This is a genomic window from Agarivorans sp. QJM3NY_25 (assembly GCF_050870875.2).
Classification (GTDB): domain Bacteria; phylum Pseudomonadota; class Gammaproteobacteria; order Enterobacterales; family Celerinatantimonadaceae; genus Agarivorans.
Genome location: NZ_CP194041.2, coordinates 4,575,382 through 4,599,984, shown reverse-complemented (window position 1 = coordinate 4,599,984; position 24,603 = coordinate 4,575,382). Strand labels below are relative to the sequence as shown.

Sequence of the window (24,603 nt, the reverse complement as noted above, 5' to 3'; positions counted from 1 at the left end):
GGAAATGAAGAAATGGATGGCGATCATGCTACTTATCGCAGTGGTACTGTTTGGTAGTGTGTTTGGTTTTTACTTGTTTAAACAAAAAATGATTGCTCAATTTATGGCGAATAGACCGATACCTGAATTGCCTGTTGAGGTGGCTTCAGCTAAGGCGCAAGATTGGCATCCAGCAATTGAATCGATCGGTTTTATTGAACCTTATCAGGGCGTTAATATTTCTAGTTCGGTATCGGGCTTGGTGACCGACATTCATTTTTCATCGGGTGATACCGTAACATCGGGCCAACGCTTGGTGAGCTTAGAGGCGGATGTAGAAAGAGCTAACTTAGCTAGTGCCGAAGCGAAATTACCTGCGATTAAGCGACAAATGGAGCGTAATAAAACGTTGTTAACCAAAGGTTCGGTGTCGCAAACCCAGTTCGATGACTCGGAAGCGACTTATTTAGCTTTGGTGAGTGAGATAGCATCTTTAAAAGCGACCATTGAGCTTCGTGAAATTCGCGCTCCCTTTGATGGGGTGATGGGGATCCGCCAAATCAACCTTGGTGAGTATTTGCAGCCAGGGAATGACATCGCGCGCTTAGAAAACCTGAATCGCATGTTGTTACGCTTTATTGTCCCACAAAAAGAGATTTCGCTGATTGATGTGGGGACTGAAGTTGAGCTGAATACCGACGCTTACCCTGAACAGTGGTTTAAAGGAAAAATTACCACAATCGAACCTACGGTTGATTCGCAAAGTGGGGTGATTCAAGTGCAGGCGACCTTACCTAACGATGAAGCCTTACTGCGTTCCGGTATGTATGCCAGCGTTCGTATTTGGCAACCGGTACAAGCCAATCAAGTGGTGGTTCCGCAGCAAGCAATTACCTTCTCCTTGTATGGTGAGTCTATTTATGTGATTGAACCACAAACCGCAGAGGATGGCAGCGAGATCTTAGTTGCTAAACAACGTACGGTTACCATCGGTGAGCGTCGTGGCGATGTTGCGGTGGTGACCTCGGGTATTAAAGCGGATGAGCAGGTTGTGGTGTCTGGACAGGTTCGTTTGCGTAACGGTGCTCGGGTGAAACTTGTCGAAGACAACTTCGTTCAGCGCGATCAAACTTTGCCAAAAGACTAGGAGCTTAGGTCATGAAATTTACCGATATTTTTATTCGGCGACCCGTATTGGCTCTGTCTTTGAGTTTGTTGCTATTAATTGTGGGTATGCAATCCATATTTAAGCTGCAAATTCGTGAGTACCCAGAGTTAACCAATACGGTGATTACTGTTACCACCTCATATTATGGTGCGCCAGCAGAAGTGATTCAGGGTTTTATTACCCAACCTTTACAACAGTCGATTGCGGAAGCCGATAACCTCGATTTCTTAGAGTCTAAATCGGCGATGGGTAGCAGTACGATCACTGCGTATATGAAAACTGGTGCCGATCCCGATGCAGCTTTATCTGAGGTGATGGCTAAAGTTAACGCGGTTCGTGCGCAGTTACCGAGTGAAGCTTTAGATCCAAATATTGCCCGTTCTACGGGTTCTAGTACCTCGATTATGTATATTTCCTTTAGCAGTGAGGATTTAAAATCAGCTCAGCTGGTGGATTACGTGAATCGAAACGTACAGCCGCAAATGGTGACGGTGACCGGTGTTGCCAAGGCCAATGTTTATGGTCCTCAGTTGTCGATGCGGGTGTGGTTAGATCCGGTGAAACTGGCGAATCACAAACTGACTGCCGTGGAAGTTGTGAGTGCATTGCAAAATAATAACTTTAGATCGGCGCCTGGTCAGGCCAAGAGTCGCTTCAAAGTATATAACGTTGAAGCGGATACTGATCTGAAGACGCGTGAAGAGTTCCAACAGTTGATTGTTTCGCGTAGTGCTTCGGGGATTGTGCGTTTAGGCGATGTGGCTGAGTTAGAGCTTGATTCTGCCCGGGAAACGGTTCGTGCCAAAGCCGATGCAACCACCGCGGTGGTGGTCGCCATCGATCCGACGCCAACCGCAAATCCACTTACCGTGGCAACACTGATTAACGAGATGCTACCCAATATTCAGGTTAATCTTCCCGATAGCATGAAGATGGAAGTACTCTATGACTCGACCGAATATATCGAGTCTTCGATCGATGAAGTATTACATACCATTGTCGAGGCAACGGTGATTGTCGTAGTGGTTATTTTCCTATTTATGGGGAATTTCCGTGCGGTATTGATCCCGGTGATTGCCATCCCACTGTCTTTGGTTGGTGTCTGTTTAGCGATGCAAGCGCTTGGTTTTTCGCTTAACTTATTAACCCTATTGGCCATGGTACTGGCAATTGGTTTGGTGGTGGATGACGCAATTGTGGTGGTGGAGAACGTCGATCGGCACATTCGACTGGGAATGAAACCCTTCGATGCGGCGATCGTGGGGACTCGAGAAATTGCCCTTCCAGTGATCTCGATGACCATTACTCTGGCCGCTGTTTACTCACCGATTGCCATGGTCGAAGGTTTAACTGGGGTGTTATTTGCCGAATTTGCCTTAACTCTTGCTGGTGCGGTGGTGGTGTCGGGCTTTGTTGCCTTAACCCTATCGCCAGTGATGTGTTCGGTATTGCTAAAACATAACCCTCATCCTGGGCGTTTTGAAGCCGGTGTTCATCGTTTCTTGAATCGCTTAGACAGTGGTTACGATCGCATGGTGGGCGCGGTACTGGCTCGTCGCCCTGTGGTGGTCATCTTTGCGTTGATCGTGATGGGGTCTTTGTATCCTTTGCTAAAAATTATCCCTACCGAATTGGCGCCTGCCGAAGATAAAGGTGCGGCGATGATTATGGCAACTGGACCAGCCGGGGCAAACCTTGATTACGTTGATCAATACACCACTGAGATTGGTCGTCGGGCCTTGAAGTTAGATGATATTGCTGGTTCGTTCACCTTAGCGGGGATCCCGAGCTCTACCCAGGGTTTAGGATTCTTACGAACCGTGGTATGGGACGACCGTACTATGGATCAAGATACCTTGGTGAAAACGATTCAAGCAAAAACCGCGGATATTGCCGGAGTATCGGTCGCTTCATTCCCGCTACCGGTATTACCGGGCTCTAGTGGCGGTTTCCCAGTGCAGTTTGTATTGCAGGGAACTGGCGACTATCGTAGCTTAGTTAGCCTTGCGCAGGAATTACAGCAAGCGGCGATGCAGAGTGGTTTCTTTGTGTTTAGTGACCTAGATACTAAGTTCGAAACTGGGACTTTAGATATTCAGGTGAACCGAGATAAAGCTGGTGCTTATGGGGTGAAAATGGCCGATATTGCCAGTACCTTAGGCACTTTGATGGGGGATGGTTATGTCAATCACATTAACTTTGATGGTCGCTCTTATGAGGTGATCCCACAGGTGAAACGTGAAGACCGCCTTAGCCCAGAAGCGATTGGTCAGTTTTATGTGAAAACTGTTGATAGCAGTTTGGTTCCATTAGTGAATTTGATTGATTGGAAGCTCAAAGGCCAACCGGAAGCCTTGTTGCAAATGAATCAGACCAACTCGGTGACACTGAATGCGGCGTTAATGCCGGGTCAAACCATGGGGGATGCTCTTAATTTTCTAGAGCAGAAATCAGCCGAATTATTGCCTAAGGGCTATAGCTTTAACTATAAAGGTGAATCCCGTCAGTTTAAACAAGAAGGTTCGGCGCTGTTTGCCACCTTTGGTTTAGCTTTGGCGATCATCTTCCTGGTTTTGGCGGCTCAGTTTGAGAGTCTCCGTGATCCTTTGGTGATCATGGTCTCGGTACCTTTGGCGATTTGTGGTGCCTTGTTGATGATGGGCTGGGGCTTGGCGACGCTGAATATCTATACTCAAATTGGTATGATTACTCTGGTAGGTTTGATTACTAAGCACGGTATTTTGATGTGTGAAGTCGCCAAAGAACGGCAAATATTGCGCGGTGAAGATAAAATTACCGCGATTCGTCATGCTGCTCGAATTCGTCTACGGGCAATTTTGATGACGACCATTTCGATGGTGGCTGGCCTCATCCCCTTGTTATTGGCGGTGGGTCCGGGCGCAGCGGCTCGTTTTGATATTGGGATGGTGATTTGTGCTGGCTTGTCCATCGGTACGGTATTCACCTTGTTTGTATTGCCTGTGATTTACTCTTACTTAGGTGCAAATCATAAGCAAATCCCAAGCGTGGAACATCTGCAAGGGGAAACTGTTGCGGATTAAGCTCTCATCGTTGATGTGAATAATGGATAAAAGCCCAGCACTGCTGGGCTTTTTTGTGTCAGTTGTTCATGGCGTCGAGAGCTTCGTATTATGGTACCAATCTGACAGTCTATTTGAAATCCAGGGCTGTATTGTTGATTCCGATACTAACGATGTTGGGCGATGCTCAGCATAGAAAGATGATTTTAAAGTGAGCCTAAAACATCGGGTGTATAAGCTTAGTACCATTCTGGGGGAGAGTTGTATTGGGTGCTGGTTGTTTGTTCTGCGCCACAATGTCACTACGCGCTAAACATGTTCAAGCCGCGTTTGCTTGTTCGGCGAGTTTTTTTAGTACACGTGAGACAGCGGCGAAGCCAAAGCTTGCCGTTACATGCGTTACCGCCCCAAAACCACTGCTGCAATCCATGCGCATACTGCCAGTACTATCGGGTTTGGCCATACAGGTGCCTCCGTCATCACTGGGGTAAATCAGCTGTTCGGTAGAATAGACACAATCGATGCCGAATTTACGTTTTGTATTTTTACTGAAGTTGTAAAAACGACGCAGCTCATTACGCACCTTGGCCGCGAGAGGATCTTGAATCGTTTTTGCCAAATCGCTAATGGTTATTTGAGTGGGGTCTATCTGTCCACCTGCACCGCCGACGCTAATTAGTTTGATTTTATTACGCTTACAATAAGCGATTAGCGCCGCTTTTGCTTTGACGCTGTCGATGGCATCAATCACATAATCGAAGTCTTGGGTTAGGTATTGGTATAGGTTATCTCGGGTGACGAAGTCTTCGATTTCCTGACAAATACACTCGGGATTAATCTGTTGAATACGTTCGCACATGACCGCTGTTTTTGACTGGCCAACGGTCGCGCGAGTTGCATGTACTTGGCGGTTGGTATTGGTGGTGCAAATGTCGTCTAAATCGATCAGGGTAATTTTTCCGATCCCACTTCTTGCCAATGCTTCCGCGGCCCATGAACCGACTCCGCCGATGCCGATAACACAGACGTGAGAGTGCTGAAATTTACTGAGCGCGCGGCGGCCATAAAGGCGGGCGATCCCACCAAAGCGTTGTTCAAATTGAGACATAATAAACCATTACTAAAATTACGTGGCGATTATAGCAAAGCGATTCGCTCTGGGTAAGCACTGACGACTTGTTGAGCAGCCTGATGAGCCTGGTTAGTAAAACATCCTACTCGCAGCGGTTTAGTCTACTGAGTCGCGAAATAAATCTAAACAGCAAAGGCCACTTGCAGAGATCTATTTATCTTAAATTATGGTAGATTTAGGGAAATGTTTTTAATGCTGCTTGCAGCAGGAGTTCCGCCATGTATCGAGTCTTCAGTATTGCCTTATTCACTTTGCTTTCGGTGGCTTGTACGATTCAGCCTGCAACTGATTACCAAGTGGGTCAAGACTTTTCGCAATATCATCATTACGCATTTGTTGCTGGTGCAGATGATGCGGTGCAAAGTCTCGACGAACAGCGCATCAAAGCTGAGTTAGCGGCTCAATTGGAGCAAAAGGGCTTGCAAATGGTTGCAGCAGAACAGGCTGACTTATTGGTTGACTATCGCGTTGATTCGGCTAGTGAACTAGAAGCTCTTGGTGGTAGCTTTTCGGTTGGTTTTGGCAGTCGGCATAGCGCAATTGGGATGAGTTCTCCCGACCGTTATAAAGAGCGTAAATATGGCAAATTAGTTGTGGAGCTGTTAGACCAACAGAATCAAACCATCGTTTGGCGCTCTATTTCTCAAAGCCAGTTAAAAGAGACTCTGGGACCAGAGAGTCGCGCAAAATTTATTGCGGAACAGATTACCTTAATGTTAGCTCAATACCCGCCGCAACCAAGGTAACCTAGTGCTGAAATGCCCCAAGTTTTCATTGTGAGCTCGCCAACGAGTGAACTTTATGGGGCTATTTCACTACAATTACGACCGTTTCTCTTGGCGCTGTACATCGCTTGATCGGCACGGTTAATTAGTAAATTAACAAAAACTTCATGGCTTTTGGCCTGCGCAATCCCGCAGCTAATGCTTAACTGCAATTCATTTCCATTCACGCAGACCGTGGTATGTTTGATTGCTAGGCGTATTTTTTCGGCCACCTCAAATGCGGCTGAGGCATCACAATTTGGCAATAGAACGATAAATTCTTCGCCTCCCCAACGGCAGATAATATCTGAGCCGCGCAGCTGTTCCGTGGCCAGTGCAACAATGTGCTTGAGTGCTTCATCACCAACCAGATGGCCATATTGGTCATTAATTGCTTTGAAATGGTCAACATCAAAGATAACTAAGGAGCAAGGGCTGTTGGAGCGATGTTGAATGTCGATCACCTGTTCTAGCTGTGTTTCAAAACTTTGTCGATTAAACGCGCCGGTGAGTTTATCGGTAGACGCCAGTTTTTCCAGACGACGTTGGTAATTTCCAATCGTAAAATTTGCCACTATTAACACAATGAAAGTCACCAGCAGGCTAATCAGTAGATTAATCCATAGAATCTGTTTGAGTTGCTTCGCAGCTGGCGCGTCTTGTTGTTCAACCATTAAATACCAATTGAATTCGGGAATGTAGCGCGCATTTAGGTAAAATTGAAGATTGTCTTGCTTGAACTGGTAACGTCCACTGGGGCTGGATAGTAAGGTCTTGGCCTGCTCCGACAAACCGGGTCGTTGATAGATATTTCGTGGACCACGGTAGTGTTCATCACTAAGCGCTACATTACCCTCAGGGTCGATGAAATAAACGCTACGTTGATAGCGTTGTTGATAAAGTGAAATTAGTTTTTTTACTAAGGTTACATTCAGACCAACCCCCGTCACCCCAATCAAATTGTGCTTGTAGTCATAGACCTTGTAGTTGACAAACACGGTCGTGCGGGTTGGGTCTGCGGTGTCATAATCAATGTTGGTTTCGTAGTCTTGGGTTTTTGGCAGTTGCTGCACTCGAAAATACCAAGCATCATTTGGTTCATCTGGCGAGAGCGTTTTAATGACACCCTTGGGATGATAGTAACGTAGGGTTTGATTAGATACAAAAAAAGTGGTGACGGTGTGATAGCGTTGCTGAATGGTGCTGAGGTAACGAACGATAGGCTCAACTTCGGTTTCTTGGTGTAATGCCCAATCGCGTAAAAAGGTATCTTGGGCCATTAAGGAAGAGATGAAAATAGGTTGTAGTAGATCTTGTTGAATCTCTGAATAAACGGTATCGCTGGTGAGCGGTAAATGGTTGGTTTCGATTTGTTGGCTCATCGAGTGGTAGGCAACTTGGTAGCTTAACCATGAAGTTAAACAAAAGGAACAGAGTAGTAATATAGATAACACTAAAATAAACTTCTGTTTACTGCCCCCGAGCTGAGATATAGACACTTGCATTCCTTGCAAATTAACGATTATTCAAGCTCTTAGTGTAAAGTTAAAGGTGGATTAAGGCAATTAACGAAAGCCCTTTCTTGCTTGCTTGTCGGCGCTCATGTGGCGGTAAGTATAGCGGGGGAACATTTTTTAAGTGAGCGAACACTTCTACAAAGGTACATGAATTTTTATGAGCGATACTCAAGTGACTCGTCCTTCTTTATTTTATATCGAGTGTCTGCGTTTTATTGCAGTGATTGCGGTGGTGGGGATCCATGTTTTGGGGCCTTATCGGGAGTTAATTCCCAGCCTTGCTTGGCATCAGTGGTTGCCTGCGGTCTCATTGAATGCGATGAGTCGTTGGGCTGTGCCGATTTTTATGATGATTAGTGGCGCCTTATTGCTGTCAGATAGGCGGCCTTTTAACTGTGGTTATTATTTGTCACGGCGTTTAGCGAAGGTATTAGTGCCATTTATTGCTTGGACGGTGATTTATGCAGTTGTTGCGGGATTTCATGATGGACGTTGGTCGTGGACGATAACCGAAAGTCTGTTAGCACATGCCAACAATCAGCATACTTGGTATCACCTTTGGTTTTTTTACGATTTCATTCCCCTGTATTTTGTGATCCCTTTGTTAGCCCCGTTGCTGCATAAAATGGATCATCAGCGGGTTTTATTGTTATTGGCGGCGTGGTTATTACTCACTTTAATGCATTGGTTAAAGGTAGAAACGCCATTGCGGCAAAATATCATTTTATATAGTGGTTATTTAGTTGTGGGTTGGTATTTGTTTAACCATGAACAGAAACCTTACTTGAAGTTTTGGTTGATGACTGGCCTTGCGACTTTAGGTTTCAATGTATTGGGCAGTGTTTATTACATTTGGCAGCAAGGGGAATATAGTAGTGTATTTATGGGCTATAAGAGCCTCAATACTGTAGTGATTGCCATGTCGTTATTTGTATTGGTGAAAGCCTACGCAGAAAAGGTCCCCAATGGTTGGAGACCGATGATTAAAACCGTCTCTAAATATAGTTTTGGGATCTATTTAGTCCACCCTTTGTTCCTGATCCCGGTTCGTCACCTAGACTATGGGATTTACCAATGGTTTGGCCATTCGAGTATCGCCCTGCCAGTGCTTATGGCGATTGTCTTACTGTTAGCTTTGGGTTTAAGTTGGTTATTCACCCGTTCTGTATTTACCCGGTGGTTAGTGCCTTAATAAGCCGTTATGTTGTCGTGAAGGAGCAGAATAAATGTACCTCGTTAGTTATTATTTGAATGGAAACATGAAGCGGAGCAACTATAAGACCGAAGCTGGCGCTTTAAGATCGGTTTTTAAATGGCTTAAAGTGAATCAAGAGGCTAACCCAAAAGTAACTTTTTATGCGCCAGGTGAAACCCCTCAAGATTTTAGTCACTTTCAACAGGTCCCCTATCGTGAGCCGAAAACATTCAATTTTTATTCGTCTGCTAAGTGGTTACGTTTACGAACCAAAGCCTTTGAGTTATACGGCAATACTTGTTCATGTTGTGGTGCTTCTCCGGCCACTGGCGCGGTGATGCACGTCGACCACATTCGGCCGAGATCGACGCATCCAGAGTTAGCATATGATATTGATAATCTGCAGATCCTCTGTGAGCATTGTAATGTCGGTAAATCCAATCTATCAACGTATCAATGGCGATCCAGATGATGAATCGTGAGATTCAATTTATTACATAGGATTTTATGAGAATATGGCCGAACAAATGTTGATGAAAAATGCTTTAGCCGAACCTGCCTTGCAACGGATCGCAAAGGGTTTGGTGGCGGTGTATCCGCAATTTGATGCCTTAGGTTTTATGGAGTTGGCACAGGCAGGCTTAGAGCAATTAGAACTGAAGCAACGGGTGCAGCATATTATTGCGGCGTTGCAACAAACGCTACCGCAAGATTTTGGCCAAACAGCGAAGCTGTTGAGCAACTTACCAAAGTATTGGGATGGTGGTGATCCAAAGGATAGCTTACGTGGTTTTGCGATATGGCCAGTCACCGATTACGTGGCGGTGGCAGGTATCGAGTATCCCCAGCTCGCCCTACCAGTGTTGGCGAAGCTGAGCCCCCTATTTAGTGCGGAGTTTGCGATCCGCCCCTTTCTTGAGCTGCATCCGGAGCAAACCTGGGCACAGTTGCATCGCTGGTTGGTGCACCAAGATGAACATCTGCGGCGTCTGGTGAGTGAGGGCTGCCGTCCGCGTTTGCCTTGGGGAGCGCAGTTAAAGTCTCTGATCCGTGACCCATCGCCAATTATTCCTTTGCTGGAACAACTCAAGAATGATCCCAGTTTGTATGTGCGGCGTTCGGTGGCGAATAACCTGAATGACATCAGTAAAGATCATCCAGAGCAAGTTTTAGACTTATGTCAGGCTTGGCAAAAGAACAATGACCCACAGCTTGATTGGGTGATTAAACACGCGACTCGCAGCTTGGTGAAACAAGGCCATCCCTTGAGTTTCCCCTTACTCGGTTATACCGCTGAGCCAAAGCTGCAGCTGCAGGAATTTGCGCTGCTCAATGCTCGGTTTAAATTAGGCGATGTGCTCACTTTTGCCTTGGCAATAAGCGCTGAAAAAAGCCAACAAAAGTTTGTTTTGGACTACGCGTTGCATTTTATGAAAGCTAATGGAAAAACTGCGGCCAAGGTCTTTAAATTAAAAAATCTCTGTTTAAATCAGGGGGAGACTTTTGCGATGGAGAAAAACCACTCTTTTAAAGCGATTTCTACCCGAAAATACTATCCTGGAAAACATTATGTCGCGTTGCATGTGAATGGACGAGAGTTAGCTCGTTTAAGTTTTATCGTCGAAAGTTAAGTTTTTAAACTGGTTTGCTTAGGTCGCTTACACCTCGCAAATCAGTTCGGCTAAGGCCTGTATGGCGGGATTACGTCGATCATAGTCCATATAGATTAGGTATAAAGGAATGCTTCTAACTCTTCCCATATCTAAGGGGAGTGGCGTTAATTCGCCTTGGTTGATTAAGTCTTCAATACGATGTGCCGGTAGCCAGCCAAAACAAAGATTACTGCGCACCGCTTCGATAGCGGCATCAACGGTATTGACTGTCCAGCGTTGACTTGAACGCTCAATTGTTGCACTGGCATATTGATGGTTATTATCCAAATGAACTTGAATGTAATGATTCAAGTCGGCTTCAGTTAAACGAGTTTTCTTAAGGTGATGCAAGGGATGTGCGGGGTGTGCCACGGCTACCAATTCTACATCTAAAAGTTTTTGGGCCATTAACTTGCCATTGAAAGGAAGCCCAATCGATAAATCGCAATTTGCCAGACTATTGGTTGGGGCGAGACGGACGATTTCTTTGAGTTCTACCTGAGTGTGGGGAAAGGTTTGTTTAAATGCACTTAAAGCTCTAAACAGCAATGACTTAGGGTAGATACTGTCGACTTCTAACTTAATGTTGGCAGGCGCGCCAGCGGTGAGCAGTTTGGCTCGAAGCTCAATGTTGGCGAATTCTTTTAATAAGGGTCGAACGTCTTCCAATAAGGTTGCCCCGAGTGGTGTTAACTGTACTTTTTTGCCGTGGATCCGCAGCAATTCTACGTCGAGCTGCTGTTGTAAGTTTTTGATCGCATAACTTACCGAGGATTGACTGCGGTGCACTTGTTTTGCCGCTGCGGTGAATCCACCGACATCGATCACGGTTTGCAGGATGTACCATTGTTCCAAAGTAGAGCGATGCATGACTATCCATCTAATTTTTAGATTGTTGTGAATGAAAAATAGCGTTTTTAGATTTATATTTCAAATGATAATGTTGTTCGAAATTAACTCAATGCGAGAAATTATTCTCAAGCATTCTTAGGAGAGCAATTTTATGAACAGCGAAAAAAATGAATTAGCTTTGGACCCGTTAGTCGGAAAACATCTTGTTTATACTTATGAAAATGGTTGGAAATACGAAATCTATGTGAAGTCTGACACCGTGTTTGACTACCGGATCCACAGTGGTATTGTTGGCGGTCGCTGGGTCACCGATCAGGTCGCCCATATTCACCCGATCGCGCAGCACGTCTATAAAATTTCTTGGGATGAACCCACGGGTACCTGCGTAAGTTTAACTATTAATTTAGCGCGACTAGAGTTACATGGAGTGATCTTCTTTCCGCGTTGGGTATTTAATGACCCGAAAAAAACCGTTTGTTATCAAAATGAACATCTAGAATTAATGCAGCAATACCGCGACGCTGGACCAACCTACCCGAAAGAGGTGGTTGATGAGTTTGCTAAAATAACCTTCATGGAAGATTGTGGTGCGGATCGAGATGATATTATCGCCTGTGCACCTGCTGAGCTTCCCGAATCTTTTCCGAACTAGTGCAATAGCAGAGATTTAATCATGAAAAACTATCCATTTAAAACCTTATTGTTGAGTGCTGTGAGCCTACTTTCGATGTTTGTGAGCTCAGCCTTTGCCGCGTCTCCTATTCCCCCTAATAACCAGCTGATGGTGACTACGGGTTTGGGCCAAGTGGCGGGTGTGGTGAAAGATGATATCGTCAGCTTCTATGGTGTGCCCTATGCCGAAAACCCCTTTGTTGAAGGGCGCCGCTTTCAGGCTCCGCAAGCCAAGCAAGCTTGGAGTGGGGTGTTAGATGCTAGCGCTTTGGGCGCACCAACTCCGCAGCCGAGTCGTGGTGTTAAAACCGAGTTAGTTGGCGCTCCAGGAGATCTTACCTTAAATATTTGGGCTCCTGCTGAGATGGGCAAGTTGCCGGGAAAACTACCGGTGATGGTATGGATCCCGGGTGGCGCTTTTATTCGTGAAGATGCTGGCGAATCGGTATACAACGGTAGTAGCTATGCCAAGCAGGGGGCGATTGTGGTCACGGTTAATTATCGGGTTGGCGTGGATGGTTTTATGCATTTGCAAGGCGCACCCGATAATCGCGGGATCTTGGATCAAATTCTCGCCTTGCAATGGGTGCAACAGCATATTGCTGCCTTCGGTGGTGATCCTAAACAGGTGACTTTATTTGGACAATCGGCTGGGGCCGAAAGTGTTGCAATTTTACTCGGCACTCCGGCGGCGAAAGGTCTATTTCATAAAGCGATTATGCAAAGCCCGCCAATGCAGGCGGTAAGCACAGCGCAAGCCACGCGCCTAAGCGAGGCATTTGCTGAACGATTCAAGGTTGCAGCCTCAATTGAAGGAATTGCGAGTGTGCCTTATCCTGAGCTAGTTGCTGGGGTAGTCGCGCTGGGGCAGCAGATCCAAGACCGTGAGCAATGGGGCGAGTTGTCTTGGGGTGGAACGGCTTTTCTGCCTGTTATGGACGGGAATCTGATTGTTGATACGCCAATGGTGAACCTTGCTAAAAATGCCGATCCGAGCATTCCGGTCATTGTTGGTAGCACCGATCAGGAAGCGAGATTGTATCTTGTTCCTGGTGGCCAACTAGACCGCATGACGAATGCCGAGGTGTCGCTATTTTTAGGGGACTTAAAGTTAGCGGGAAAACCAATGCAGGTGTATTCCGAGGATGGGCAAGCAACTCAGGGGGATATCTTCGCCGATATTCAATCGGACTACACCTTTAGAATGCCGGCGTTACATATTGCAGAGACACTGGTCAACAATGGTAATCCAGTTTGGCATTATAATTTTTCCTGGCGTTCAAAAGCATTTGGAGGTCAGTTAGGGGCCGCCCATTTTGTGGATGTTCCTTTCTCTTTCAATACCTTAGCAACGGAGCAAGCCAAAGCGTTTGTTGGTAGTGATGCACCACAATCACTGGCCGATTCGATGCATCGTCAGTGGCTTGATTTTGCGAAAACAGGTCAAGTTAGTTGGAGCCAGTATCAGCTTAATCAACGCTATAGCATGCGTTTTGACGCCCAGTCAAAGCAACAGCGCGATCCAGAAAAGTCGCGACGCCTGTTATGGGATGGCTATTCTTTCTAGCGCTTCGCTTCAAGCTCAAATACCCCACTAAAATAACTGGGGAATTTGAGCGTCAATGCGGGTGTTCAGTATGAGGCGGTGAATCTTTTTCGGCAAAAGCATAATTGTTTTTGCCATTAGATTTTACCGTATACATGGCTTCATCGGCTCGATTAATCAGCCTTTCTGCATCTTGAGCATGGTCTGGATACAGTGCGATACCGATGCTGGCTCCGATCTGAAGAGGCTGCTCGTTGAAATGAAAAGGAGCCTTCAAATTGTTAATCAGCTTTTGCGCAATTAATTTGATATCGTCAGGATCGCTAATGTCGCTCAATACCACCATAAACTCATCCCCGCCAATCCGTGCCACGGTATCCATTTCACGTACCGTGGCGCAAAGTCTTTTGCCAACATTCATCAGCACTGCATCACCAGCATCATGACCATAGCTGTCGTTGATTGTTTTAAAACCATCGAGGTCAATAAATAAAACAGCTGCGCATTTTTTGTGACGATGTGCCATCGCGATGGCGGTAGACAACTTTTCCCGACAGAGTCGTCGAGTGGCTAGACCTGTGAGGGCATCATGGTTGGCCATGTGCCGAAGCCGTTCTTCAGCGGATTTTTGCTCGGTGATATCGGTGCGTAACGAGATATAACGTTGCGGCACACCGTGTTCATTTAAAAAGGGGACAATGGTTGAGCTGACCCAATAGTGCTCACCGTTTTTCGTCAAATTACAAATTTCTCCTTGCCACACCTTGCCTTGAGTGATGGTTGACCACATGCTCTTATAAAATTCTGGTGAATGAACTTTTGATTTAATCACTCGGTGAGTTTTGCCGAGCAGTTCTTCTTCAGAATAACCGGATATTTGTAAAAACTTGGTGTTGACGTAGGTGATCCGACCTGAGCGATCTACGGCGCTAATAATAGCATGTTCGTCAAGCGCATTTTTACGGAATGCCAGTTCTTCTACCATGGTTTTAAATGCTTTGCTTAGATCGCCAATTTCGTCTTCCGTTAGTGATGGGAGTGCCGGTCTAAAATCACCTTCGACGACTTTCTGGGTGGCGAGGCTGAGCTTTTTAAGTGGCCTATAGATAATTTTATATTGGCTTAATAGGGCAATGAGTTGGCTTAATAAAACCAAGCCTATCACCATGTTTCTCACCTTATTAATATCCGAGATAACGGTTTGTCGCTTATCACTCCAGTTTACGTCTAACTCAATACGACCTAGATATTTCTCTCCTGAACTTAGTTCATGAACAATATGAATTAGTTGCTTGCTCTGCTTGTCATTTAGCGATGGTTTTACGATGGGGTAATAACGCTTGTTGTTATAGTTATATAGCGCGATGTTCTGCCAGCGAGACTTATAGGTTTCTTCTAAATATTCGAGGTGAACGTATAAAGCGCCCAAGTCTCGTTGTAGTAGGCTCTTGGCAATTGATGATTCTCCCAAAGTGAGCAATTCATAAGTATGTTTCTTATATTCTGTCTTGGCGTTTTCCAATTGCAGCGGGATCCAGTACAACTGAATAATCAGGCTTATCAGAATCAGGCCTATCAAAGGTGGTATCGCGAGCTTTAAATTAATTTTCATCTATTTATTTGGCGCCACATAGAAACGTTCAAGGTCCATTGTTTTGAGTGGTAAATAATCATCTAGGTTTGCCGATCCTATACTGTTAATAGGGATCTTGGATAATAGTAACAGCCCTTTTTTTGAGCTGCCCATCTCTAATAAAGCATCACGTACTCGCTCTCTTACTTCAATTGGAACTTGAGGTCGTGCAGTAAAGGGGTGAGGCGCTACTTTTGCGGTGCTGTGAATGATGTTTAGTAGTTCTTTATATTGTTTCTTTTGGCGATTCAGGGTTTTTTGCACTCCACCGCCTGCGTCTGCTTCATCTAATAATACATTGAGGTAAACAGAGTCGTGAGTTTTGACATAGCGAGCGTTAAAGTTGAGGTCATATTGGTCTTTCAGTTCTTGTCGCATCAGTAGCGATGCGCCCAGTGCATTAGGCGACGGAAAAACCAAGGTCTTGCCATCTAGTTGTGTAGGGCTTGTGATATTGCTGTCTTTTTTTACAACTAATACGCCATAAAGCTTACGGCCATGATCGCGAACTAAAGGAAGATAACCAGCTTGCTGATTGGCAATCAGCAGGTGGTAAGGATTCATGTAAGCGAAGTCGTATTTGGCAGCGGCCAAGTCTTGCTCGAAATCAGGGATAGAGGTGGAGCCCAACAATTTAAATTTGTAGCCTGTTTTAGCGGTTAGCTGCAGCAGTATTGGGTGCCAAATTTGATGCAGTTTATTGGTTTCAAATTGAGGCACAATCCCCACAGAGTAAACTCGCTCTGTTTGCGCTGTGTAACCAGTGGTACTGGTCGTACTTAAAATAAATAAAATAAGGGCAGTCAGTTGCTTCATCGGGCACCTACTTTAATTGGGGGGCATTATCAGCTTATTTTACAATATAGTCACAATGAGTCGTGTCATCGAGATTTCTGGTTATTTCTGGTTATTTCTGGTGAGTATGTCACTTTTGGCAAACAAGATCGTGGCTTCTTGCATGGCTCAACTTATAAACGCTTGTTATGAGTGAGTACCATTATCATGTGTGGCTTTAAGGCGCATGAAAGTGGCGTTTGTGTAGAAAGTGGTCTTTATTTTATTTATTGGCGAACCAAGCGCTTGATTGGAGTTAATGGATGAAGGTTAAGGAGCAAGGAGTTGAAACGTGGAATACATCAGTTTAAGTCCGTCGAATATTGCAACTGAGCATATCTGCTGTGCATTTTCGGATAAAAAGTGTCAACAAAGTTATCAGGCAAAAAAAGACTGGTTAACCCAACAATTTGAGCAAGGCTATGTATTCAAACGCCTCAATCAACGGGCAAAGGTGTTTATTGAATATGGTCCTGCCGAAACCGCATGGTTGCCGATCGTGGCGCCTAATTACTTGGCGCTTGGTTGTTTTTGGGTGTCGGGAAAATATAAAGGCCATGGGCATGGTCTATATCTTTTAAACCAAGCGATTGAAGATGCCAAGCAGCAGGCCAAACTAGGTTTAGTTGTGGTGGCGGGTCGCAACAAAAATCATTTTATGAGCGATAGCAAATGGTTAATTAAACAGGATTTTGTGGTGTGCGATGAAACTGCGGATGGCTTCGTTTTACTCTGTTTAGCCTTCGACGAGGAGTCGGTACTCCCTAGCTTCGCTGCTCAGCTTAAAAGCCCGGGGCTTGTACCGCAAGGCTGTGTCGTCTATTTCTCTAATCGCTGCCCTTTTGCTGAATATCATGCGACTCAATCTTTAAGAGAAAGTTGTGAAAAACGTCATATTCCATTGACCGTTATTAAGCTTGATACTTGCCAGCAGGCGCAAAACTGTCCTTCTCCGGCAACCATCTTTAGTTTGTTTTACAACGGTCGGTTTGTGACGACAGATATTAGTGCATGTATGGATAGTCGGTTTGACAAATTCATTCAAGCTTAAGCTCGTATCGTATGATGAGGCGAATCTAAAGCTTGTTGCTGAAATGCTAATATTGAGCAGTTGTCGAGTTTTTTTACACATTTGCATCATTCCTCATGTACACTTTTATTTACCTATTTATAAGACATTGAATTAAATGGTTATTTACTTGTTGGCTTAATTTTTGCCTTTGATGCGCGGACTGAGCGGTCGAGAAACCATCGCTTATCACGGTTTCACTTTGAAAACATAGAATAAATTTAGGCGACTTAGCAGTATCAGGAAAAGTTATATGTTTTATGAAAAATTTGGCCAAGCAGCAGTGATCGGTGTTGCCTTATTGTACTCAGCTGCTAGCCAAGCAACGCCTTTAAGTGATTACAATTTAATCCTCACTGGTGACTATAACTACCAAGGTGGAGAAGTCGAAGGACGAACCATTATTGGTGGTGACTTAAATGCCGCTGGGCAATCGCCAACTTTTGCGATTCGTGAAACCACCGTCCCTTTTGAAGATACGGTTACAGTTGCAGGCAATATCAATGCTTCGAATATTAACCTGAATGCTGGCAGCCTGACTTACGGTGGCAACTTAAATGTGAGCAACGTAAACCTAAATGGTGGCGGCTCCAGTGTGCAAAAAGTGACGGCAGGCGAGCAAGCTGCCATGGCCAGTAATATGGCTGGTCTTGAGTCGCAACTACGTGCCGATTCCGCATATTTTTCCGGTTTAACTGCAAATGGTAGCTTTAGCGCTAGTCACTTGTCTTATAGTGGTAGCGATGATATGGCGGTATTTAATGTCAACTTCAGTGAGGTGTTTGCCCAAAATAACTCTTTGTCATTAGCGGCTGGCTCGGCTAAAACGGTGGTTATTAACGTAGCCGGCTCTGCGGTATCGGTAGCCGGAGGGGTCAACCTTACCAGCGGTTTTGGGATCTTAGATGATGGCCTGAACATTGGCGCGGCGAATATTTTGTGGAACTTCTACGAAGCAGAAACTATCGATTTTAACAGTATCGCCTTTGTCGGCGCGGTATTGGCAATGGATGCCGATTTGGTTGGTGGTGCAGTGTTTGATGGCAGTGTTGCGGCAGAGAGTTTCACCGGTGCCAGAGAATTCCACAATACCGGCTTTAACTGGCAAGAGCCGCAAATTCCTGCGACGGTGAGTGAAGGTTCGAGTTCTATTTTATTTGCCCTTGGCTTAGGCTTTGTGGTGTTATCGCGCCGCCGTAATTGCATCTAAAATCAGCTTTAGCTATTTTCCTGTGCGCCTGTGAACAGCCCCATGCCTTGCATGGGGCTTTTTTAGTGCCATTTCGAACGGTTTGGCGGTGGACTGGCCGCACTTTTTGAGGCGAGTATTAAACGCCTTCAGATGGCCCAATGGTTGTGTTTATCATTTGCTATTTTGCAAATTTGAGTATTGATAATGTGATTCACCTGTTAGCGCTCAACACTAGTAATATTCGGATTAAAAACAAATGCTTAGTTGCTGCCTCGAAGTGTCGTTAACAAGCAATTATATTGAATCAGTTTATGAATGTAGATTATGGCCTCGCGGTCAGAGAGCTTTGCTTCATTGGATGGGAATTGCTGTTTCTCATCTCTAGTTAATACAAAATCTGCTCTGTTCGGAGGCGTTGACTCATATTTTACCGAATTATCAATTTGAGAGTGTGGCGCTGAATATTTTGTTCCTTTTCTTGTTTTTCTGCGGTGACTATTTGCATGCTTGTCTGGGTCCTCTGTGAGTTCATTTCAGGTGGATTTGATGATGGTGTTATGACTTTGGCGACTCAATGACAAAGTTGATCAGACCCGGTCGATGGTATAGATCTACGTCTTGCACGGGTTTCATTCCGATCTTTGTAAGCACGCGTTGGGAGGCAATATTTTCTTGTACAGCAACCCCATAGAGCGCATTGGCTATGTTTTGATTAAAAGCCCATTTTAGGACTGCATGTGCCGATTCAGTCGCATAACCATAACCCCCGCAGGCATGGACCAGGCCCATTCGGATATCGATAAACGCTGGGTTCGGTGCATATTCAAAGCCGATAAAGCCGATTTTTTTAGAGGCTTGATGGGTAAGTTCAATAATAAAGGTTCCAAATTGATGCTCTTGCCAATGCTGTATTCGATTTTCTAGATAACTGCGTTGTTGTTGTGTTGAATATGGTTTTTCGTGAGGAAGATATTTAGTTTGCAGCGGACAAGATAAAATCTCTGCAATAATGTCGATGTCGTTTGTATCGGGTTTTCTTAGTTTTAATTGTTTGGTTTTAATCATTGAATGCTCCAAATAGCAATATACTTAGACCAACGTGCATCACTCATTGATATTCTGTCAACTGCTGGTCTTTAAAACTTGAAAGGTTCGACGCGATATAAGCCACCCAAGACCATGAATTCTTGCTCGCCTTGCAGGCTGCGGGGCAGTAGCGACTCGAAACAGACGATTTTGCTCAAAGGCACCTGCACCGCAAACACTTTTGAGCCGAAGCGTAATGCCGCCTCGGGATCGGCGGTGAAGGAGCTGAGGTTATTGAACAGTTTTACCGCTCGTCCTTCGAGGTTATATTCCGGCAAGGCGGTGCAACCTCGATAGAGGCTGAGGTGCTCGCCATTGGGGTGACGCAGCCGCAGCTCCTGTTGGCAAAAGCAGTAGAGTAGATCCAACTGGTCATAGAGTTCATTGGTATTGTAGGTCGCTTGGCTACACTGTTGGCGAAAGCGCAAATAGGCCGGGCCGTCCGGATCGGCCAGCGTTTCATGGTGAAAACAAGTGAGCAGGCCAAAGCGTGACTCCACCCAGCTGCGCCACGCCGCCCCCTGTTGATTATCGGAGTCAAATAACCACCCCAGCAATAGCCGTCGATAGTTGACCTTCGGCCGCGGCGGAGGTTGGTGGTTTGGGTTTGCTTGGCTGCGCCCCTGCGCTAAGTTAAAGCGAAAATTCATAAAGTCTTTAAACTGTGCGGCGCGTTGTTCGGCAGTTTCGGCCCGCTTTACACCCGTAAATAATTTTGGATACCAGGTGCTAATTAAATCCAGTTGCAAGGGGATCGGCTGTTGCTGATAGGCCAAACTGGCCAGTAACCAGGAAGGCAGATTGCAATGATTCAGCGGCAGGCAGATCTGCTGCAATAACTGCGTTTCGCTGGCGCTGGGGCTGTAGAGCTGCGAATTCATCGGGCTGCGATGACGTGTTCTGGCTGGTTTTGTGAAGCCGCGAACAGCCCATCGGCCAAGCTGGCAATCTGTTGGTGTTGATGCAAGGCCTGCCGCCAGTCCTGACGAATATTTTGATGGCCGTAATAAGCCCCAGCTAACTGACCGGCAATGGCGGCGGTGGTATCGGCATCGTTGCCCAAGTTGGCCGCCGCCAGCACGCAGGATTCAAAATCGTCACTATTGATAAAACACCACAGTGCCGATTCGAGGCTCTCAATCACATAGCCACTGCCGGTGAGCGCAGCGTAAGGTTTTTCGAGAAACTCACCCGCCTTGATGCGGCTTATTTCATCGCTTTGTGGGGTGTAGGCGATGTGATGAAAACTCTGTTTGTCGCCACCTTCAATCAAGCTCAGTAATAGCAGCGATAAATAGCGACAGGCATCGATGCATAGCGGTGAGGCATGAGTGGTGCGTGAGCTTTCGCCGCCATAATGAACCGCTGCAAGTGGCTGTTGCTGGTAAAAAATCGGGATCGGCGCTAGGCGCATGATCGAACCATTGCCAGAGCTCCAGCGTGCCTTGGAGCCAGCAAAGACTTGGCCGGTTTTTTGATAACGGCGCAGGGCGGAGGAGACCGTCACCCCTACATCAAAGCAAACACCAATACTACTCATGTAGCCTTTATCCAGCCAATTGCAGTAGCGCTGCATTTGATCGCCTGGGTCAAACCCCTCACTTTCCAGTAAGCTATGTCCGAGGCACAGAGCCATCGAGGTATCGTCGGTCCAGTGGCCCTTCTTTAAACAAAAGTGACCGCCACCCACCATATCGGTGAGGGGTTTAAAGCTCCCTGGGGTCTGAAACTCGAGGGTGGTGCCAATGGCATCCCCTACCGCTAGACCAACCAGGCATCCCCTGGACTTATCCTGAGCGAGATTCTCGTAGGGTACAGGCATAACAGCTCCCTTGTGTATGCTGATGCTTTAACTTAAACCTTATTGTCTGAGTTGTCATGAGTTGACGCTAATTCCTTTTATATATTGTGGGTTTATTTCAAGCTGATGCCAAGGCCTTGCTCAGTGCCAAACCGTGGTTCAGAGCGCGCGTGGCTTATTTGCCTGCAGCTATCACTCGCCGGTCTAAGCTATCCAGCCTAGTAGTCTCCACCACAAATAGTCCAGAGGCATCAGTACCACAATGGTCAGCAATGCCAGTGGCAGAGTAATTTTCAGCAGTTCGGCCAGGCGCTCGCCAGACAGCTGCATCGCGACGATTAAAGGTGCAACCTGGTAAGGGAACAGCACCGTTGAGAAACCAATCACTTGGGTCATTAATACCGCGGGTAGGCTAAAGCCGGTGGCCTCAGCAAAATTTGCTGCCATCGGAGAGAGCACCGTTGGTACTCCGGGAATGGTGGTAATGAGTCCGGTAAAGGTCGAAATCAGTGATAGTGACATAAAGTTTAAGAAAGTATTTTCTACGGTGTTGGGTAGTAAGTGACTAAAAGCCTGCCCGACATATTCACCCAGCCCGGATGCGTTCACCAAAGCGCCTAAACCCAAGGCTGCGGCAACAAAGATGACGGTGCCAAAGTCGATGGCGCTGTTAAAGGACTTCGCCGCCAGCACGCCCCATTTGGGCATCAGTAAGATAATCGCGGTCACTAGACCGACCCAGGCAGGATTTACCCCATGTAGTGAGTCGCTGATCCAGAACAACAAGGTAATGCCCAAAATAATGCCAACTCGTTTTTGAATTTTACTATCAAATGGTTCATCTGGTTTGGGCGAATGCTTTCCCGTGGCGGATGAAATTTTTGCCGGAAAGATCCACAGGACCAGCAATACGATCAATAGCGACTTCAGGATCCCCAAGACAGGAAAATGCAACAGTAGGTATTCGGTATAGTGATAGTGAATGTTAAACAGGGTTTCGCTCGAGCCCGCCAAAATCATGTTGGGAATGTTGGACGGTAAGATTGCAAAGCTTGGCATATTACAAGCTAGCGCCAGTGCAGTAGCGATCCCGCGACGCCCGTTGCTGCCTAGGCTAAAGCCCACCTGTTCGGCCAATGCCATACCGATTGGAATTAATACCACCGAACGCCCAACAGAAGAGGGCATCACAAAGCCCAGCAACATCGCACTGGCGACCAGGCCACCGATCAAGCGAGGATAACTGGCGGTTAAATAGGGAGCAATGCTGAAGGCGAGCTTTTTACCCAAACCGGAAACGGAGATCGCAGAACCAATAATAAAGCCTGAGATAATCAACCACACCGCAGTTGAGCCAAATCCAGAGAACAAGATGTTGGGTGCGATGAGTTTAAATACTGCAACTAAAGCAAAAAATAGCAAACCGGTGAGGAAAGGGGGGAGTGCACCAGTGCTCCAAAAGATCAGAGTAATGAAGACCACCGCGGCGCTATGCGAAAATCCATCTGCATGACCCTCGATAGGAAACAGCGTGAACCATAGGGCGAGAGCTAATGCCGTCAATAGAATCACATTTTTAAAGTTGAGTTTGCTGTCCATATCGTTCGCTTCTCCTGAAAGAGTGAAAAAAGACTTGAAATGATTGTGCTTGCCTTTCTAAGATAGCGAATCCTCTTTGTCGTTTTAAGGCGTAAATATGACAAAACCTATTCCTAATACGACAATGTTGCCGCCTAGCGATATCGCATTCACGATTGATGCGAGCCGACCAGTATTAAGCAATGGCCGAGATATGCTCGCCGAAGTCAATATTTCACCGCATTCCCATCCGCGAGGCCAACTATTGTGGGCCATGGAAGGGGTATTGCGAGTGACCAGCGAACAAGCCGTGTGGGTGGTGCCGTCGACTCATTCGGTTTGGATCCCGATGAATACCTATCATCAGGTGAGTAGTGAAACTGCTGTTCAAATTCGTAATCTGTACATCGACCCGTCATTTCCTATTCGTCAACATGAACAAGCGGTGGTGATGTTAAGCATGAGTCCCTTGATGCGCGAAATTGTGCTGCGACTTAATCAAGATCCTCCAAGCATGAACCAAACGAGTATCCAGCGTTTGGGACTGGTGGCGATTGACGAGCTGGAGAATTTATCGGCCTTTGAAGTGCGGATCCCGGCTGGCAATGACCCGCGATTGGCGAAACTGATCCATCATATGGTACAAAACCCCACTCAGAATTTACCCTTGTTGGACTTAGCAAAATCAGTGGGCGCGAGTGTGCGCACCATCGAACGTTTATTTAAAGCCGAAACCGGGATGACTTTTCGCCAATGGCGCAGCCGCTTTCGTTTGATGAACTCACTGGAGCTCTTGAGCCGAGGGGAAAGCTCCAGCTTGGTTGCACATTCCTTAGGCTATAAAAGTGTCAGTAGTTTTGTGCAGGCCTTTCGCTTGCAATTTGGCTGCACGCCTCAGGATTATGCGAAGCAACGATAAGCTATTGTGATCTCGTTTTTATTGTAGAGAACGTTGCTTAGGAGGTTTGCCGACTCGGCGAAGATGGAGGGTTTATATTTTTGCTTCTTAGTGGCTGTGGCGCGAGTGGTCAGTTTTGATTTCGCCTGGACGGCGCCGTCATAAGCGTTGTCCAGCTAAAGCTTACCAGCAAAAGGCTGCCCCGCATCTTCTTAGATCCTGCGTTGCGCATTCATAAGGGTCTTGAAGTCACTCGCTAAGAGTGAAGTTGAAAGCCCGGAGTGGAAATACTCGGGCTTTTTTGTTTCTAATCTGTTAACTAAAAACTTTATTCAAGAAAGTTGTATATTGTCCTCGATTTTTAACGAACGCAGAGTAGTAAATTCTGTCACCTAAAGAATAACTATTGATATGCCACTTTCCATCGGAGAGGCCGCTAAATAGTCGATAGCATTCTAAAGTTTTATAAGTCAAATATAACGACATCAATACACCTATCACGGAGTCAAATGTTATTGCTAATGGTTGCTGGTAAAGAGTTATGACTGTTACAGTTAATAGCAGGACTGATAAAATCAGCTTAGGCAGTAATAAAATAAAATACTTCCTACTCATTTCTTTTTCACTGTTAAAGTGCAAGTTTTTAAGGGCATGTGTATTATCTATAATCGGAATTCCATTTATATTAACAATCCATTTATTTTCTTCTGACTCAACTAAAACCGACTCTTTAGCTTTCCATCCATGAATAACAATGGAAACCAATACTGCATAAAGCAGTTTAACCAAGATGAAGTATAAGAAACCGCCAGGGTATCCAACTACTAAACCTGCAATAAGAAAAATTACACTCAATATATAAAAAGTTGGTTCTAACAATTGTCCTAAATTTTTCAATTTTTGCTCCCTGCAAATAATTACTTCTATTATCAATATCTATTGTAACCAATTATTCATCATTCAATAAGTTATAATTAATATCAGTAGTCATCAA

The 24,603-nt window shown here is 45.7% G+C and carries 21 protein-coding genes; 11 read left to right on the top strand and 10 right to left on the bottom strand.

Annotated features, from left to right (window positions below; all coding sequences use genetic code 11):
- The first annotated feature begins 4 nt into the window (after positions 1–4).
- Together ACRRSW_RS21085 and ACRRSW_RS21080 are read left to right on the top strand one after the other, a co-directional pair.
- Positions 5–1,126, top strand: coding sequence for an efflux RND transporter periplasmic adaptor subunit (locus ACRRSW_RS21085; RefSeq protein WP_432460360.1), 1,122 nt, complete (start codon positions 5–7; stop codon positions 1,124–1,126).
- Between the two features lie 11 nt (positions 1,127–1,137).
- On the top strand, positions 1,138–4,209 hold the full coding sequence (locus tag ACRRSW_RS21080; RefSeq protein ID WP_432460359.1) for an efflux RND transporter permease subunit: 3,072 nt from the start codon (positions 1,138–1,140) through the stop codon (positions 4,207–4,209).
- 298 nt (positions 4,210–4,507) lie between these two features.
- Here the strand turns inward: ACRRSW_RS21080 and tcdA are convergent, their stop codons facing one another.
- Positions 4,508–5,296: a tRNA cyclic N6-threonylcarbamoyladenosine(37) synthase TcdA gene (tcdA, locus tag ACRRSW_RS21075; protein ID WP_432455599.1), complete on the bottom strand. Its 789-nt coding sequence runs from the start codon at positions 5,294–5,296 to the stop codon at positions 4,508–4,510.
- 242 nt (positions 5,297–5,538) lie between these two features.
- Here tcdA and ACRRSW_RS21070 point away from each other — a divergent pair, with 242 nt between their 5' ends.
- Positions 5,539–6,066 carry a DUF4136 domain-containing protein gene (locus tag ACRRSW_RS21070; RefSeq protein ID WP_432455600.1) on the top strand — a complete coding sequence of 176 codons (528 nt, stop codon included), beginning with the start codon at positions 5,539–5,541 and terminating at the stop codon, positions 6,064–6,066.
- Positions 6,067–6,119: 53 nt separating this feature from the next.
- Here the strand turns inward: ACRRSW_RS21070 and ACRRSW_RS21065 are convergent, their stop codons facing one another.
- Complete coding sequence (locus ACRRSW_RS21065; protein ID WP_432460358.1) at positions 6,120–7,583, bottom strand: sensor domain-containing diguanylate cyclase; 1,464 nt, start codon at positions 7,581–7,583, stop codon at positions 6,120–6,122.
- Between the two features lie 175 nt (positions 7,584–7,758).
- On the opposite strand from ACRRSW_RS21065, the gene ACRRSW_RS21060 reads away from it, so the two are divergent.
- Genes ACRRSW_RS21060 through ACRRSW_RS21050 form a run of 3 tightly spaced genes read left to right on the top strand, consistent with a single transcriptional unit; the run spans position 7,759 to position 10,427 of the window.
- Positions 7,759–8,793 (top strand): acyltransferase, encoded by a 1,035-nt coding sequence (locus ACRRSW_RS21060; RefSeq protein WP_432455602.1) that lies wholly within the window; start codon positions 7,759–7,761, stop codon positions 8,791–8,793.
- 34 nt (positions 8,794–8,827) lie between these two features.
- Positions 8,828–9,268 (top strand): HNH endonuclease, encoded by a 441-nt coding sequence (locus ACRRSW_RS21055; RefSeq protein WP_432455603.1) that lies wholly within the window; start codon positions 8,828–8,830, stop codon positions 9,266–9,268.
- A 43-nt stretch (positions 9,269–9,311) separates the two neighbouring features.
- Positions 9,312–10,427, top strand: a complete 1,116-nt coding sequence (locus ACRRSW_RS21050; RefSeq protein ID WP_432455604.1) for a DNA alkylation repair protein — start codon at positions 9,312–9,314, stop codon at positions 10,425–10,427.
- 27 nt (positions 10,428–10,454) lie between these two features.
- Here ACRRSW_RS21050 and ACRRSW_RS21045 read toward each other — a convergent pair whose 3' ends face one another.
- Positions 10,455–11,318, bottom strand: coding sequence for a LysR family transcriptional regulator (locus ACRRSW_RS21045; RefSeq protein ID WP_432455605.1), 864 nt, complete (start codon positions 11,316–11,318; stop codon positions 10,455–10,457).
- A 133-nt stretch (positions 11,319–11,451) separates the two neighbouring features.
- Here ACRRSW_RS21045 and ACRRSW_RS21040 point away from each other — a divergent pair, with 133 nt between their 5' ends.
- Both ACRRSW_RS21040 and ACRRSW_RS21035 read left to right on the top strand, forming a co-directional pair.
- Entirely contained in the window at positions 11,452–11,952 is a 501-nt protein-coding gene (locus ACRRSW_RS21040; protein WP_432455606.1) for a phenolic acid decarboxylase, read from the top strand.
- Positions 11,953–11,973: 21 nt separating this feature from the next.
- Positions 11,974–13,539, top strand: a complete 1,566-nt coding sequence (locus ACRRSW_RS21035) for a carboxylesterase/lipase family protein (protein ID WP_432460357.1) — start codon at positions 11,974–11,976, stop codon at positions 13,537–13,539.
- Between the two features lie 52 nt (positions 13,540–13,591).
- Here ACRRSW_RS21035 and ACRRSW_RS21030 read toward each other — a convergent pair whose 3' ends face one another.
- Positions 13,592–15,130, bottom strand: coding sequence for a diguanylate cyclase domain-containing protein (locus ACRRSW_RS21030; RefSeq protein ID WP_432460356.1), 1,539 nt, complete (start codon positions 15,128–15,130; stop codon positions 13,592–13,594).
- Positions 15,131–15,967: a phosphate/phosphite/phosphonate ABC transporter substrate-binding protein gene (locus tag ACRRSW_RS21025; protein ID WP_432460355.1), complete on the bottom strand. Its 837-nt coding sequence runs from the start codon at positions 15,965–15,967 to the stop codon at positions 15,131–15,133.
- Positions 15,968–16,277: 310 nt separating this feature from the next.
- Here ACRRSW_RS21025 and ACRRSW_RS21020 point away from each other — a divergent pair, with 310 nt between their 5' ends.
- Complete coding sequence (locus ACRRSW_RS21020) at positions 16,278–17,036, top strand: GNAT family N-acetyltransferase (protein ID WP_432460354.1); 759 nt, start codon at positions 16,278–16,280, stop codon at positions 17,034–17,036.
- A 271-nt stretch (positions 17,037–17,307) separates the two neighbouring features.
- Complete coding sequence (locus tag ACRRSW_RS21015; protein WP_432460353.1) at positions 17,308–18,264, top strand: choice-of-anchor A family protein; 957 nt, start codon at positions 17,308–17,310, stop codon at positions 18,262–18,264.
- Positions 18,265–18,801: 537 nt separating this feature from the next.
- Here ACRRSW_RS21015 and ACRRSW_RS21010 read toward each other — a convergent pair.
- The 4 genes from ACRRSW_RS21010 to ACRRSW_RS20995 all read right to left on the bottom strand — a co-directional run bounded on the left by ACRRSW_RS21010 (position 18,802) and on the right by ACRRSW_RS20995 (position 22,732).
- On the bottom strand, positions 18,802–19,311 hold the full coding sequence (locus ACRRSW_RS21010; RefSeq protein WP_432455612.1) for a GNAT family N-acetyltransferase: 510 nt from the start codon (positions 19,309–19,311) through the stop codon (positions 18,802–18,804).
- Between the two features lie 71 nt (positions 19,312–19,382).
- A complete protein-coding gene (locus tag ACRRSW_RS21005) occupies positions 19,383–20,213 on the bottom strand; it encodes an NAD(+)--dinitrogen-reductase ADP-D-ribosyltransferase (protein ID WP_432460352.1) in 831 nt (276 codons plus the stop codon).
- Positions 20,210–21,154: an ADP-ribosylglycohydrolase family protein gene (locus ACRRSW_RS21000; RefSeq protein WP_432455614.1), complete on the bottom strand. Its 945-nt coding sequence runs from the start codon at positions 21,152–21,154 to the stop codon at positions 20,210–20,212. The genes ACRRSW_RS21005 and ACRRSW_RS21000 overlap by 4 nt, the downstream gene beginning before the upstream one ends.
- Before the next feature lie 183 nt (positions 21,155–21,337).
- The gene (locus ACRRSW_RS20995) at positions 21,338–22,732 is read right to left on the bottom strand and encodes an SLC13 family permease (RefSeq protein ID WP_432460351.1); all 1,395 of its coding nucleotides are present in this window, start codon (positions 22,730–22,732) and stop codon (positions 21,338–21,340) included.
- A 97-nt stretch (positions 22,733–22,829) separates the two neighbouring features.
- Between ACRRSW_RS20995 and ACRRSW_RS20990 the strand changes: the two genes are divergently transcribed.
- Positions 22,830–23,630: a helix-turn-helix domain-containing protein gene (locus ACRRSW_RS20990; RefSeq protein ID WP_432460350.1), complete on the top strand. Its 801-nt coding sequence runs from the start codon at positions 22,830–22,832 to the stop codon at positions 23,628–23,630.
- Positions 23,631–23,924: 294 nt separating this feature from the next.
- Here ACRRSW_RS20990 and ACRRSW_RS20985 read toward each other — a convergent pair whose 3' ends face one another.
- Positions 23,925–24,506, bottom strand: a complete 582-nt coding sequence (locus tag ACRRSW_RS20985; protein WP_432460349.1) for a hypothetical protein — start codon at positions 24,504–24,506, stop codon at positions 23,925–23,927.
- Between the last annotated feature and the right edge of the window lie 97 nt (positions 24,507–24,603).